The organism is Prescottella defluvii (genome assembly GCF_000738775.1).
GTDB classification, from domain to species: Bacteria; Actinomycetota; Actinomycetes; order Mycobacteriales; family Mycobacteriaceae; genus Prescottella; species Prescottella defluvii.
Window position 1 is genome coordinate 1 of record NZ_JPOC01000033.1, and the last position, 12,303, is coordinate 12,303.

Here is a 12,303-nt window from a genome sequence, read left to right on the forward strand (position 1 = left end):
ACCCCCCCCTCCGCCCTCAAGGGCCGCGCCGCAGTCATCGCGGTAGCCGCCGGCGCAGTCGTCGCCGCAGGCCAGGCAGCAACCAACTCGCCGGCCGGGAACTCCGACCACTCCGAGGTCGCCCTCACCGCCTCGGGCGCTCCCGCAACCACCGCCGTTCCGCAGGCCGCCCAGTTCAGCGACGTTGCCAAGAATTCCTCCGCCGACAGCTCGGCACCCCAGGTGCTCGCGGTCGCGAACCCCACCGATCTGGGGCAGTTCTCCAACCTCCTGGCCAAGGGCCAGCGCTTCAGCGAGGAGCGCGCCGCCCGTGAGGCCGCCGCCCGCCGCCCACTGTTCGCGCTGCCCGCTCACGGCACCTACACGTCGTCGTACGGAGCCCGCTGGGGCACCCTGCACGCCGGCGTCGACATCGCGAACGCCATCGGCACCCCGATCTACGCCGTCGCCGACGGCGTGGTCATCGACTCCGGCCCGGCGGCCGGCTTCGGCATGTGGGTGCGCCTCCAGCACGCCGACGGCACCATCACCGTGTACGGCCACATCAACGACTCTCTCGTGACGGTCGGCCAGAACGTCATGGCCGGCGACCAGATCGCCACGATGGGCAACCGCGGCTTCTCCACCGGTCCGCATCTGCACTTCGAGGTGCACCTGGGCGGCGAGAACAAGATCGATCCGCTCCCCTGGCTCGCCACCCGTGGCATCAGCCTCGGCGTCGAGCAGCCCTGATCCGGCCGCACCCCCAGATCCACGACCGCCTCCGGCGCAAGCATTTCGCTTGGGCCGGAGGCGTTTTCGCTTGTGATGCTCGGGTCAGAGCTTGACCATGGGGACGCCACCGATCAGCATCAACCGCACCTTGCCGGCCGAACCGAAGTCGATCGTCACGGTGGCGGTCGGTCCGGCGCCCTTCGTCTCGAGAACCTTGCCGAGCCCGTACTTGTCGTGACTGACCCGGTCCCCGACCGCGAGCACCAGGTTGTTGTTGCGTCCGCGGGGAGCCCCGAAACTCGGCGTCGCACCGGCACTCCGGCCACCGCCGCCCCCGAAACCCGAAGCGCCGAATCCCGAACCACCGTAACCGGATCCGCCGTACCCCTGGCCGCGCACGCGACCACCACCGATGGCTCCGCCGGCACCGAGCACACCCGGGTCCTCGCGCCGCCAGTTCACCAGATCCGCCGGAATCTCCTGCAGGAAGCGCGATTCCGGGTTGGTGACCGGCTGCCCCCACGCCGAACGCACGATCGCGCGGGTCAGGTACAGCCGGTGCCGGGCCCGGGTGATACCGACATACGCCAGGCGCCGCTCCTCCGACAACTCCGCCGGGTCGCCGAGCGCGCGCATGTGCGGGAACTGTCCGTCCTCCCAGCCGGTCACGAAGACCACCGGGAACTCGAGCCCCTTCGCGGTGTGCAGCGTCATCAGCGTCACGACACCCTCGCCCGAGTCGGGCACCTGGTCCGAGTCGGCGACCAGCGACACCCGTTCGAGGAAGGCCGCCAGCGAACCGGGATCGGGCAGTCCCTCGTCGTCGACCGTCTCGTCGGCGTCGATGTCCCCGTTGTCCTCCGCGAAGGCGGCGGCGTTGCGGGCGTCGGAACTGAATTCCCTTGCAACGCTCACCAATTCGTGGAGATTGTCGAGCCGGGCACCGTCCTGCGGATCGCTGCTGGCCGCGAGTTCGCTGCGGTACCCGGTGCGGTCGAGGACGGCCTCGATGATCTCACCGATGTCGGTGAGATCGTTGCCGTCGGCGTCGGTGCTCACCATCAGTCCCCGCAGCCCGTCCATCAGCTCGAGGAACGACGCAATGGCCTTCGCGGACCGGGTGTTGAGGAGCGGCACGACACCCTCGGCGCCGGCGCGGAGGGCCTGCGCGAACCCGACCCCCTTCTGCTCGGCGTACACCGACACACATGCCTCGGCGCGGTCCCCGATGCCGCGACGGGGCGTGTTGAGGATGCGGCGCAGGCTCACCGTGTCGTCCTCGTTCGCGAGCACCCTCAGGTACGCGACGATGTCGCGGACCTCCTTGCGCTCGTAGAACCGGGTACCGCCGACCACCTTGTAGGGGATGCCGAGGCGGATGAAGATCTCTTCCAGCGCACGGGAGGAATTGTTCGTCCGATAGAACACCGCGACGTCACCGAACTTCGCATCCCCGGCGTCGACCAGGCGGTCGATCTCCGACGCGACGAACTGGGCCTCGTCGTGCTCGTTGTCGGCGACGTAGCCGGTGATGAGTTCGCCCTCGCCGGAGTCGGTCCACAGGCGCTTCTCGCGACGACCGGTGTTGCGGGAGATCACCGAGTTCGCGGCCGACAGGATGTTCTGCGTGGACCGGTAGTTCTGCTCGAGCAGGATCGTCCGGGCGTCCGGGTAGTCGCGCTCGAACTCCTCGATGTTGCGGATCGTCGCACCGCGGAACGCGTAGATCGACTGGTCCGCGTCACCCACGACGCACAGTTCGGCCGGCGGTACGGCGTGCGGGTCGTCGCTCGGCTCCCCCACCAGTTCGCGCACCAGCACGTACTGGGCGTGGTTGGTGTCCTGGTACTCGTCGACCAGCACGTGCCGGAATCGCCGCCGGTAGTACTCCGCGACCTGCGGGAACGCCTGCAGCAGTCCGACGGTCTCGCCGATCAGGTCGTCGAAGTCCATCGCGTTCGCGGCCCGCAGTCGCTGCTGGTAGTGGGCGTACACCCGCGCCACGAGCTTGTCGAGATCGCCGGCGTCGTCGGCCGCGGCGGCCGCCTCCGCCTCACTGGGATCGATCAACTCGTTCTTGAGGTTCGAGATGTGCGTCGCGAGCAATCGGGCCGAGAAACGCTTGGTGTCGATGTCCAGATCTTTGGAGATCATCGTCAGCAGGCGGCGGGAGTCGTCGGCGTCGTAGATCGAGAAGTTCGAGTTCAGGCCGGGCAGCAACGCGGACTGCGCCCGCAGGATCCGCACACAGCTCGAGTGGAACGTCGAGACCCACATGCTGTTGGCCCGGGGGCCTACCAACTGGGCCACCCGCTCGCGCATCTCGGCGGCGGCCTTGTTGGTGAAGGTGATGGCCAGGATCTGTCCGGGCATCACGCCGCGCTCACCCAGCAGATACGCGATTCGTCGGGTGAGGACCGCGGTCTTGCCGGAACCGGCGCCGGCCACGATGAGCAGCGGCGATCCCGCATGCAGGACGGCCTCGCGCTGCTGCGGGTTGAGACCCTCGAGGAGGGAACCGGAGGACGACATCGTGGAGCCGGGAATCGTGTTCATCGCCTGTCCACGCTACCGGCGAAGTCCGACACTTCGGCAGCTACCCGATCACGACGACGGTGAAGGCAGTCACCTCTGCTTGGGTTGGTCTCCTGCGCGTGGCAAACTGGAGTGATGATCATTGCCACGCTGGGGCATCAGTCGGGTGCCCGATGGCGCTCGCCCCGTGAGCACTGGCGATTTCCGAGCGGGTACCGGCCTATGGTGCCCGCGGCCTGATCCCCCGCGAGCCCCGAGGTCCACACCGGATCCCGGGGCGTTCTTGTGAGCTGGACCCGGATTCGTAACGACTCGAGCGAACCGAACGAACCTAGTTCTGACACGAGGAGAAGACTATGAGCATTCCGACCGCAACTCCTTCATCCGAGTCACCCGTCCCTGCGAGCGAGGCCGAGATCGACGAACTCCGCAAGGAGATCGACCGCCTCGACGCCGAGATTCTCGCGGCTGTGAAGCGCCGCAGCGAGGTGTCCCAGATCATCGGGCGTACCCGGATGGCGTCGGGCGGTCCCCGACTGGTGCACAGCCGGGAGATGAAGGTCCTCGAGCGGTTCAGCGAACTCGGCCAGGAGGGCCACACCCTCGCGATGCTGCTGCTGCGCCTCGGGCGCGGCCGGCTGGGGCACTGACCGCACCCGCACCGAGCGTCATCCGAGAACCGCCCGATCCTGTGATCGGGCGGTTCTCGTACGTCGGGCTCAGGTCAGTGCGATGTACTTGGTCTCGAGGTACTCGGCGATGCCCTCGCTGCCGCCCTCCCGCCCGAACCCGGACGCCTTGACGCCGCCGAACGGGGCCGCGGTGTCGGAGATGACGCCGCGGTTGACGCCCACCATGCCCGTCTCGAGAGCGTCCGCCACGCGCAGGGCCCGGTCCAGATCGCGGGTGTAGATGTACGCGGCGAGTCCGAACTCGGTGTCGTTGGCGGCGGCGATCGCCTCGTCCTCGGTGTCGAAGCCGGTGATCGCGGCGACGGGACCGAACACCTCCTCGCGCAGGATCCGGGCGGACGCCGGGACGTCGGCGAGGACGGTCGCGGGGTAGAACCAGCCCGGCCCGCCCGGGGCGTCCCCGCCGAGCAGTACCTTCGCTCCGGCCCGGACGGCGTCGTCGACCAGGTCGGTGACGGTGTCGAGCTGATCGCGGTTGATCAGTGGACCGAGCGTCGTCTCGGGGTCGATACCGGGGCCCATCTTCGCCGCTGCCATGCGTTCGGCGAGTTTCGCGGTGAACTCCTCCCGGACCGCGTTCGCGACGTGGAAACGGTTCGCAGCCGTGCACGCCTCGCCGCCGTTGCGAAGTTTCGCGAGCATCGCTCCGTCGACGGCCGCATCGACATCGGCGTCCTCGAACACGACGAACGGCGCGTTGCCGCCGAGTTCCATGGATGTCCGCAGCAAGCCCTCGGCGGACTTCTCGACCAGCAGTCGGCCGACGCCGGTGGACCCGGTGAAGGTGAGCTTGCGCAGGCGCGGGTCCGCGAGCAGCGGCTCGGTGACGGCGCTCGAATGCGACGTCGGCAGCACCGACAGCACGCCCGGCGGCAGCCCCGCCTCGACGAACAGTTCCGCGAGCGCGAGCATCGTCAGCGGCGTCTCCGACGCGGGCTTGACGATCATGGTGCAGCCGGCGGCGAGCGCGGGCCCGATCTTGCGGGTGCCCATCGCGAGCGGGAAGTTCCACGGGGTGATCGCCAGGCACGGGCCGACCGGTTGCCTGCTGACGAGGATGCGGCCATTGCCGGCCGGCGCCGACTGGTAGCTGCCCTCGATCCGGACGGCCTCCTCGGCGAACCAGCGGAAGAACTCGGCGCCGTACTTCACCTCGGCCCGGCTCTCGGGCAGCGCCTTGCCCATCTCGAGGGTCATCAACTGCGCGAACGTCTCGGCGCGGGCGGTGATCTTCTCGAACACCGAACGGAGAAGTTCACCGCGGTCGCGGGCCGGGGTCGCGGCCCAGCCCGGCTGCGCGCCCGCGGCCGCGTCGAGCGCCTTCACGGCATCGCCGGGACTGGCGTCCGCGACCTGGGTGAGGACGTCACCGGTCGCGGGGTCGTACACGGGGAAGGTGGCACCGTTCTCGGCGTCGACGGGGGTGCCCCCGATCCAGAGCTTGGTAGGAACGGCACGAATCAATTCGGCTGGGTTCATGATCTCCATCATGCGCCGAGTCCGCGCCCCGCGAGCGGTTCCGTGTCGGTGACCGAGAGCCGACAGCGTGTTCGCACGCGGTGCCGATAAGCTGCGTCCATGAGCACAGACATCACCGGTACCGCAGCCTGGAAGAACCTGGATGCGCATCATCGAGTGATCGAATCTGCCCATCTACGAGACTTGTTCGCACAGGATCCCCGGCGAGGCACCGATCTGACGGTCACCGCCGGCGACCTGTACGTCGACTACAGCAAGCACCGTGTGACCCGTGAAACCCTCGCGCTGCTGCTCGAGCTGGCGCGCGCCGCGCACGTCGAGCAGCGCCGTGACGACATGTTCGCGGGAGCTCACATCAACACGTCCGAGGACCGCGCGGTGCTGCACACGGCGCTCCGGCTGCCGGCCGATGCGGAGTTGACCGTCGACGACCAGGACGTCGTCGCGGACGTGCACGACGTCCTGCGCCGCATGGGCGACTTCACCGACCGACTCCGGTCCGGGCAGTGGCGCGGCGCCACCGGTGAACGGATCCGCACGGTCGTCAACATCGGTATCGGCGGCTCGGATCTCGGACCGGTGATGGTGTGCGGCGCACTACGCCACTACGCGGACGCCGGGATCTCGGCGCGGTTCGTCTCGAATGTCGATCCGTCGGATCTGGTGGGAACGCTCGCCGACCTCGATCCGGCCACAACGCTGTTCGTGGTCGCGTCGAAGACGTTCTCGACGCTCGAGACGCTCACCAACGCGTCGGCGGCGCGCCGGTGGCTGGTCGACGAACTCGGCGAGGGCGCGGTGCCCAAGCACTTCGTCGCGGTGTCCACGCACGCCCAGCGGGTCGCGGAGTTCGGCATCGACACCGACAACATGTTCGGGTTCTGGGACTGGGTGGGTGGCCGCTACTCGGTGGATTCGGCGATCGGACTGTCGGTGATGGCAGTGATCGGCAAGGAACGGTTCGCCGAGTTCCTGTCGGGGTTCCACACCATCGACGAACACTTCCGGACCGCGCCGCTCGAGCAGAACGCGCCGGTGCTGCTCGGACTGATCGGCGTCTGGTACTCGAGCTTCTTCGATGCCGAATCCCGTGCAGTGCTTCCCTATTCAAACGACCTGGCCCGGTTCGCCGCATATCTGCAGCAGCTGACGATGGAGTCCAACGGCAAGTCGGTGCGCGCCGACGGCTCACCGGTCACCACCAAGACCGGTGAGATCTTCTGGGGCGAGCCGGGCACCAACGGCCAGCACGCCTTCTACCAGTTGCTGCATCAGGGCACCCGCCTGGTCCCGGCCGACTTCATCGGCTTCGCCGAGCCCACCGACGATCTGCCCACCGCGGACGGCACGGGCAGCATGCACGATCTGCTCATGAGCAACCTGTTCGCGCAGACGAAGGTGCTCGCGTTCGGCAAGACCGCCGAGGAGATCGCCGCCGAGGGCACCGCACCGGATCTGGTGCCGCACAAGGTGATGCCGGGCAACCGGCCGTCCACCACGGTCCTGGCCCCACGGCTGACGCCGGCGGTCATCGGTCAGCTCATCGCGCTGTACGAGCACCAGGTGTTCGTCGCGGGCGTGATCTGGGGCATCGACTCGTTCGACCAGTGGGGTGTCGAACTCGGCAAGACCCAGGCTCTCGAGCTGGGCCCCGTCCTGACCTCCGCGGAAGCTCCTCCGCGGCAGGACGATTCGTCGACCGATACCCTGGTGCGCTGGTACCGGAGCCAGCGCGGCCGGGCCGTCTGAGCTCACGCCGCGTGTGGATGGCTCCATCCGCACGTGATGTAGACGCGCCCGTCGTGGTCGACGAGTCGGGCGGCCAGTTCCTGTTGTTCGAGCCAGGCCACCGCGCCGAGACTCCGTCGGTTCGACGACGCCGCGGCCGCATACGCCCACAGCGCGTCCTCGGCCATCACGGTGACCTGTTCCCAACTGCCGCCGACACCTTCACTCGTCCGGGTGCGGTCGGCGGAGTCGGTCGCCAGTGCGGTTCCAGCGGGCAACTCGATCGCCCCGTCACCGGGGACGGGGACCTGCCATCCCCCGGCCGGACAGTGCCCGGCCGTCGCGACATTGCCGCCGATGCGGACGAGTGCACCGCACTCGAGCTCGTCGGCGACCAGGGCGGCCGCCCGGTCCGCGGTGTCCGCCTTCGCGGTGTCGGCGATGTCGAACGACACCCCCCACGGCGCGAGCACGGTGTCGTCGTGGATCTGCACGTCCGCGAACGTGGGTTCCGGATGGATGGACGGGATACTCGACGGCGGTTCCTCGAAGGCGAGTGGGCTGACCACCCCGTCGGTCATGCGCGCCACCCAGAGCGCCGAGCGCAGGAGCCTGGCCAGGCGGACGCTGACTCGCACCGGTAGCCCCTGTGCCAGGTTGACCGCGTGGATCTCGGCGTCGCCGCGGTGGAGACTGCAGGAGGCCTCGGACTCGGCGAGGACCACGCTGACGAGTCCCGCCGCGGGCCCCAGCGCCGCGGCTTCGGTGACCTGGACCTCGATCTCCTCGTCCCAGGCGCTCCATCTCGTGTGGACAAGCATGACGTGCTCCGTGATGAAAGGACATTCGCTGCACCCAGTATGCTCCTGCACGGCAAACATGCTGGTCAGCGTGCCGCGTGCACACCGCCGACCGCGGTGAGCGCGAACTGGACCAGGTCCTCGATCACGTCGGGTTCGGCGCCGCCGGATGCGAGCGGACCGGTCAGGACCTCGGCGGTGGCGCCGACCAGCGACGCCGCCACCAGCGGAACGTTCTGGGGCCCGAGTTCGCCGGCGGCGATGCCGTCCGCGACGGCGGCAGCGAACGCGTCGGCGAAGGTACGCCGGAAGATGAGGCGTTCCGCGTCGACCGCCGCGTCGACAGGTTCCGCAAGCAGCGTGTACGCCAGCTTCGGGTTGCGCAGGGCGCGTCCGCCGAAAGTCTCGATGACCGCCGCGATCCGCTCGGCGGCCGAACGGCCCGGCCCCGCAGCCATGTTCACCTCGGCGACCTCACGACCGACGATCTCGCGGAACACCGCGACCACGAGATCCGACTTGCCCGAGAAGTGCGTGTAGACACTGCCGGTCGCAACTCCCGCGCGGGTCGCGACCGCCGCGATCGTCAACGCCTGGTAGCCCTCCTCGGACAGCACCGCGACCGCGGCCTGGAAGATGGCGTCGCGTTGAGCCGCGAGACGCGCCTCGACGGCGGGGGTTCGACGATAGGCCATGGGATCAGTGTTCCAGTACGGCCTGCGAACCCACGATTCCCCCTTCCCACGCGGCCACCGCGGGTAGCGTCGAACCATGTCGGTGCGGACAGAGCGAAGCGGGCCCGTCACGACCATCGTGTTGTCCCGGCCCGAGGTGCGCAACGCGGTGGACGGGCCCACCGCGGCAGCTCTGGCCGAAGCGTTCCGCGAGTTCGACAACGATCCCGACGCGGCGGTCGCGGTCCTGTGGGGTGAGGGCGGCACGTTCTGCGCGGGCGCCGACCTGAAGGCTCTGGGCACGGACCGGTCCAACCACGTCACCCCCGACGGCGACGGACCGATGGGGCCGACTCGTATGGTGCTGTCGAAGCCGGTGATCGCCGCGATCTCAGGGCACGCGGTGGCCGGCGGTCTGGAGTTGGCGTTGTGGGCGGACCTGCGAGTCGCGGAGTCCGACAGCGTCTTCGGCGTCTTCTGCCGGCGGTGGGGCGTTCCGCTGATCGACGGTGGCACCGTGCGACTGCCCCGCGTCATCGGTGCGGGACGCGCGATGGACCTGATCCTGACGGGCCGCGCGGTCGACGCCGAGGAGGCACTCGCGATCGGCCTCGTCAATCGGGTGGTTCCGACCGGGCAGGCGCGGACCGCGGCCGAGGAGTTGGCCGCCGGACTCGCCGGTTTCCCGCAGACCTGTCTGCGCGAAGACCGGATGTCGGCACTCGAGCAGGAGGGGTTGTCCGAGGAGGACGCTCTGGCGTCCGAGTTCCGGCACGGCATGGTCGCGGTCACCGTCGACGCACTCGGTGGCGCCGCCCGGTTCGCGGCCGGCGAGGGCCGACACGGAGCCTTCGACGGATGAGGCTCGGCTGGCTGTAACGTCCGGTCCCATGGACCGGTTGACCATGGTGGACGAGATATTCCTGCGCCGACATCACGGCTACGGATTGCCGATCGTGATGCAGGGTCTGTGGCGCACCACCGAACCCGTGGATGCCGCGGTCCTCGAGTCGGTGCACGACGGACTCCGGCGCGGGGCGCTGGCCCGGCGGGTCGTCCGACCGCGGGTGCCCGGCGCCCGGCTGCGCTGGGATACCAGCACGGCGGCTCATCCCCTCCGCTACGACCGGGACCCGGTCGACGACGTGGTGCGGTGGGCCGACGCGCGGTCCACGGTTGCCGTCGACCCCGAGTTCGGGCCGGGGTGGGCCCTGTCGGCGGCGCCGGTCGCCGGCGGCGGCACCGTGATCTCGCTGGTGTGTTCGCATGTCGTCGCGGACGCCCGCGGTCTCGTGTCGGCTGTGGATGCGGCCCTCGCCGGACGGCCCCCGGGCCCGGCGCCGACGCGGACGTCCGACGTCGTGGACGCTCTCCGGACCGTCGGCACCGTCCTGATCGGTGGTGCCAAGGCGTCGCTGGGTCTCGCGTTCAGCGCCCGGCGCCGGCGTGAACTGCGCGAGTTCCGTGAGACGACGGACGCCGGCCGGCAGTCGCGGCCGCACAGCACCACCGGCACTTGCGCAGCGATCGTCGATGTCGACGCGGGGGCATGGGACGCGGCCGCCGCCGCCGAGGGCGGCACCGCGAACGGACTGTTCCTCGCCCTGGTCACTGCCGTCGCCGACGCAGCCGGTGTGCCGATGCCGCTGCACATCAGTGTGCCGGTCGACACGCGCACCTCCGACGCCGTCGACAATGCGATGGTCATCACCGAAGTGGTTGTGACACCGACCGATTCACTCGCCGACATCCGCGAGTCGAGCCGCGAGGCCTTCGCTGCCCGCCCGATGGGTGCACCGTCGGGGTTCCCTGAGGAGACCGCGCAGGTCCTTCCCGACCGGATCGCGGCCCGCCTCACCTCAGGGGCCGGTGAACTCGATGCCCTGTGCTCGAACATCGGGCGACTGCCCGACTCGCTGGCATCACTCGGTCCGTACCGCACCACCGGGATAGCGACGAGGGCGATGCACCCGGGACTCACCGTCGACCATCCGGCGCGAACCACCACCCACCTGTCTGCGTACCTGTGCGCACTCGACGGCACGTACACGTTGTCCCTGGTCGGCGTGGATCCGGTGCGCTTCGACAGCGGCGAGCGGTTGCGGGATCTCACGGTGGCGCATCTCGCGAAGTGGGGGCTCACCGCACGGTCGTGGTGAGGAGAGGGAACAGCAGAACCTCACGCGAAACCCCGCTCCCGGGCCTACCGTGGATTCATGGCTCCCGAAGAGTTCGATGTCATCGTGATCGGAGGCGGGCCGGCCGGGGAGAACGCGGCGGCCTACGCCATCGCCGGAAGCGACCGCACCGCGGCACTCGTCGAGCACCAGCTGGTGGGCGGCGAGTGCTCGTACTGGGCGTGCATGCCGTCGAAGGCGCTGCTGCGGCCGGTGGAGGTGCTCGGCACCGCGCGGCACATGCCGGGTGTGGAGGAGAAGGTCAACGCGTACGGACTGGACGTGGCGGCGGTGCTCGCCCGCCGGGACGGTTTCACGCACAACCTCGACGACTCGTCGCAGGTCCTGTGGGCCGATTCGGTCGGTATCGACGTGATCCGCGGCAGCGCGGCGCTCACCGGTGTCCGCGAGGTGACCGTGGGCGATCGGGTGTTGCGGGCCCGGCACGCGGTGGTCCTCGCAACCGGCACGACCGCCACCGTCCCCGGAGTCCCGGGACTGCGCGAGGCGCTGCCGTGGACGTCGCGCGACGCCACGAACGTCCGTGAGATCCCGAAACGCCTCGCGGTGGTGGGCGGGGGCGTGGTGGCCTGCGAGGCCGCGACGTGGTTGCACGAGCTGGGGGCCGACGAGGTGACGCTCGTCGTCCGGGGATCCGAGTTGCTCAGCCGCACCGAACCGTTCGCCGGCACGATGGTGGCCGAGAAGATGCGCAAGCACGGTATCGGTTTGCGCTTCGGCACGGGACTCGAGTCGGTGTCCCGGACCGACCCGTCGGACACCGGCATCGGCCATATCCACGGCGGACCCGTCACACTGACGCTGAGCGGCGCCGACTCCGACTCCGGAACGGAAGTCGACGAGATCCTCGTCGCGACCGGACGTACCCCTGCCACAGCAGGATTGGGGCTCGAGGCGCTCGGCCTGCCCGGCCGCGGTTACGTCGCCGTCGACGACCACCTCACGGCCGTAGGCGTCGACGGCGACTGGCTGTATGCGGTGGGCGACGTCAACGGCCGCTCCCCGCTCACCCACATGGGCAAGTACCAGGCGCGGGTGTGCGGCGACGTGATCGCGGCGCGGGCGGAGGGCCGCCCGCTCGACGGACCGCGGTTCGTGGCGTCCGCCGATCACGGGCAGGTGCCGCAGGTGGTGTTCACGACGCCGGAGGTCGCCGCGGTGGGCCGTACCGAACGTCAAGCCCGCGCAGACGGATTGGACGTCGAGGTGGTCGAGGTGGACATCGACGTCGCCGGCGCCGCCCTGTCCCGCGACGACTACACCGGACGTGCCGCACTGGTGATCGACCGGGCCACCGACACCGTGGTGGGCGCGACGTTCGTCGGGTCCGGGGTCGCGGAACTGGTACACGCGGCGACGGTCGCGGTGGTGGGCCGGGTGCCGGTCGAGACGCTGTGGCACGCGGTCCCGTCGTACCCGACGGTCAGCGAGGTGTGGCTGCGCCTGCTCGAGGCGCGGCGACAGTCCCGGCGCACCGGCTGAT

Annotated in this window: 10 protein-coding genes; 6 read left to right on the forward strand and 4 right to left on the reverse strand. The window is 69.7% G+C overall.

Going from position 1 to position 12,303, the window contains the following annotated elements:
* Positions 1-732 (forward strand): M23 family metallopeptidase (locus tag IJ15_RS0112690; protein ID WP_031938713.1); only part of this gene is annotated, 732 nt, incomplete at its 5' end.
* An 84-nt stretch (positions 733-816) separates the two neighbouring features.
* On the opposite strand, the gene pcrA is transcribed toward IJ15_RS0112690, so the two are convergent.
* Positions 817-3,270: a DNA helicase PcrA gene (pcrA, locus tag IJ15_RS0112695; protein WP_031938714.1), complete on the reverse strand. Its 2,454-nt coding sequence runs from the start codon at positions 3,268-3,270 to the stop codon at positions 817-819.
* Between the two features lie 335 nt (positions 3,271-3,605).
* On the opposite strand from pcrA, the gene IJ15_RS0112700 reads away from it, so the two are divergent.
* Complete coding sequence (locus IJ15_RS0112700) at positions 3,606-3,899, forward strand: chorismate mutase (protein WP_031938715.1); 294 nt, start codon at positions 3,606-3,608, stop codon at positions 3,897-3,899.
* A 69-nt stretch (positions 3,900-3,968) separates the two neighbouring features.
* On the opposite strand, the gene IJ15_RS0112705 is transcribed toward IJ15_RS0112700, so the two are convergent.
* On the reverse strand, positions 3,969-5,420 hold the full coding sequence (locus tag IJ15_RS0112705) for an NAD-dependent succinate-semialdehyde dehydrogenase (RefSeq protein WP_197059816.1): 1,452 nt from the start codon (positions 5,418-5,420) through the stop codon (positions 3,969-3,971).
* Positions 5,421-5,519: 99 nt separating this feature from the next.
* On the opposite strand from IJ15_RS0112705, the gene pgi reads away from it, so the two are divergent.
* Complete coding sequence (gene pgi, locus IJ15_RS0112710; RefSeq protein WP_031938717.1) at positions 5,520-7,169, forward strand: glucose-6-phosphate isomerase; 1,650 nt, start codon at positions 5,520-5,522, stop codon at positions 7,167-7,169.
* A gap of 2 nt (positions 7,170-7,171) precedes the next feature.
* Here pgi and IJ15_RS0112715 read toward each other — a convergent pair whose 3' ends face one another.
* Both IJ15_RS0112715 and IJ15_RS0112720 read right to left on the reverse strand, forming a co-directional pair.
* Positions 7,172-7,969 carry an FAD:protein FMN transferase gene (locus tag IJ15_RS0112715; RefSeq protein WP_031938718.1) on the reverse strand — a complete coding sequence of 266 codons (798 nt, stop codon included), beginning with the start codon at positions 7,967-7,969 and terminating at the stop codon, positions 7,172-7,174.
* 65 nt (positions 7,970-8,034) lie between these two features.
* Positions 8,035-8,643 carry a TetR/AcrR family transcriptional regulator gene (locus tag IJ15_RS0112720; protein ID WP_031938719.1) on the reverse strand — a complete coding sequence of 203 codons (609 nt, stop codon included), beginning with the start codon at positions 8,641-8,643 and terminating at the stop codon, positions 8,035-8,037.
* Between the two features lie 76 nt (positions 8,644-8,719).
* On the opposite strand from IJ15_RS0112720, the gene IJ15_RS0112725 reads away from it, so the two are divergent.
* The 3 genes from IJ15_RS0112725 to IJ15_RS0112735 are packed head-to-tail and all read left to right on the forward strand — an operon-like array spanning position 8,720 to position 12,302.
* A complete protein-coding gene (locus IJ15_RS0112725; protein ID WP_031938720.1) occupies positions 8,720-9,484 on the forward strand; it encodes a crotonase/enoyl-CoA hydratase family protein in 765 nt (254 codons plus the stop codon).
* A gap of 28 nt (positions 9,485-9,512) precedes the next feature.
* Entirely contained in the window at positions 9,513-10,781 is a 1,269-nt protein-coding gene (locus tag IJ15_RS0112730; RefSeq protein WP_031938721.1) for a hypothetical protein, read from the forward strand.
* 57 nt (positions 10,782-10,838) lie between these two features.
* A complete protein-coding gene (locus IJ15_RS0112735; protein WP_031938722.1) occupies positions 10,839-12,302 on the forward strand; it encodes a dihydrolipoyl dehydrogenase family protein in 1,464 nt (487 codons plus the stop codon).
* Position 12,303 lies beyond the last annotated feature (1 nt).

What these genes read in the sequence shown, in the direction of transcription:
- pcrA (WP_031938714.1), bottom strand. Translation starts at nt 3,270, where the DNA reads ATGAACACGATTCCCGGCTCCACGATGTCGTCCTCCGGTTCCCTCCTC.
- IJ15_RS0112700 (WP_031938715.1), top strand. Translation starts at nt 3,606, where the DNA reads ATGAGCATTCCGACCGCAACTCCTTCATCCGAGTCACCCGTCCCTGCG.
- IJ15_RS0112705 (WP_197059816.1), bottom strand. Translation starts at nt 5,420, where the DNA reads ATGAACCCAGCCGAATTGATTCGTGCCGTTCCTACCAAGCTCTGGATC.
- pgi (WP_031938717.1), top strand. Translation starts at nt 5,520, where the DNA reads ATGAGCACAGACATCACCGGTACCGCAGCCTGGAAGAACCTGGATGCG.
- IJ15_RS0112715 (WP_031938718.1), bottom strand. Translation starts at nt 7,969, where the DNA reads ATGCTTGTCCACACGAGATGGAGCGCCTGGGACGAGGAGATCGAGGTC.
- IJ15_RS0112720 (WP_031938719.1), bottom strand. Translation starts at nt 8,643, where the DNA reads ATGGCCTATCGTCGAACCCCCGCCGTCGAGGCGCGTCTCGCGGCTCAA.
- IJ15_RS0112725 (WP_031938720.1), top strand. Translation starts at nt 8,720, where the DNA reads ATGTCGGTGCGGACAGAGCGAAGCGGGCCCGTCACGACCATCGTGTTG.
- IJ15_RS0112730 (WP_031938721.1), top strand. Translation starts at nt 9,513, where the DNA reads ATGGACCGGTTGACCATGGTGGACGAGATATTCCTGCGCCGACATCAC.
- IJ15_RS0112735 (WP_031938722.1), top strand. Translation starts at nt 10,839, where the DNA reads ATGGCTCCCGAAGAGTTCGATGTCATCGTGATCGGAGGCGGGCCGGCC.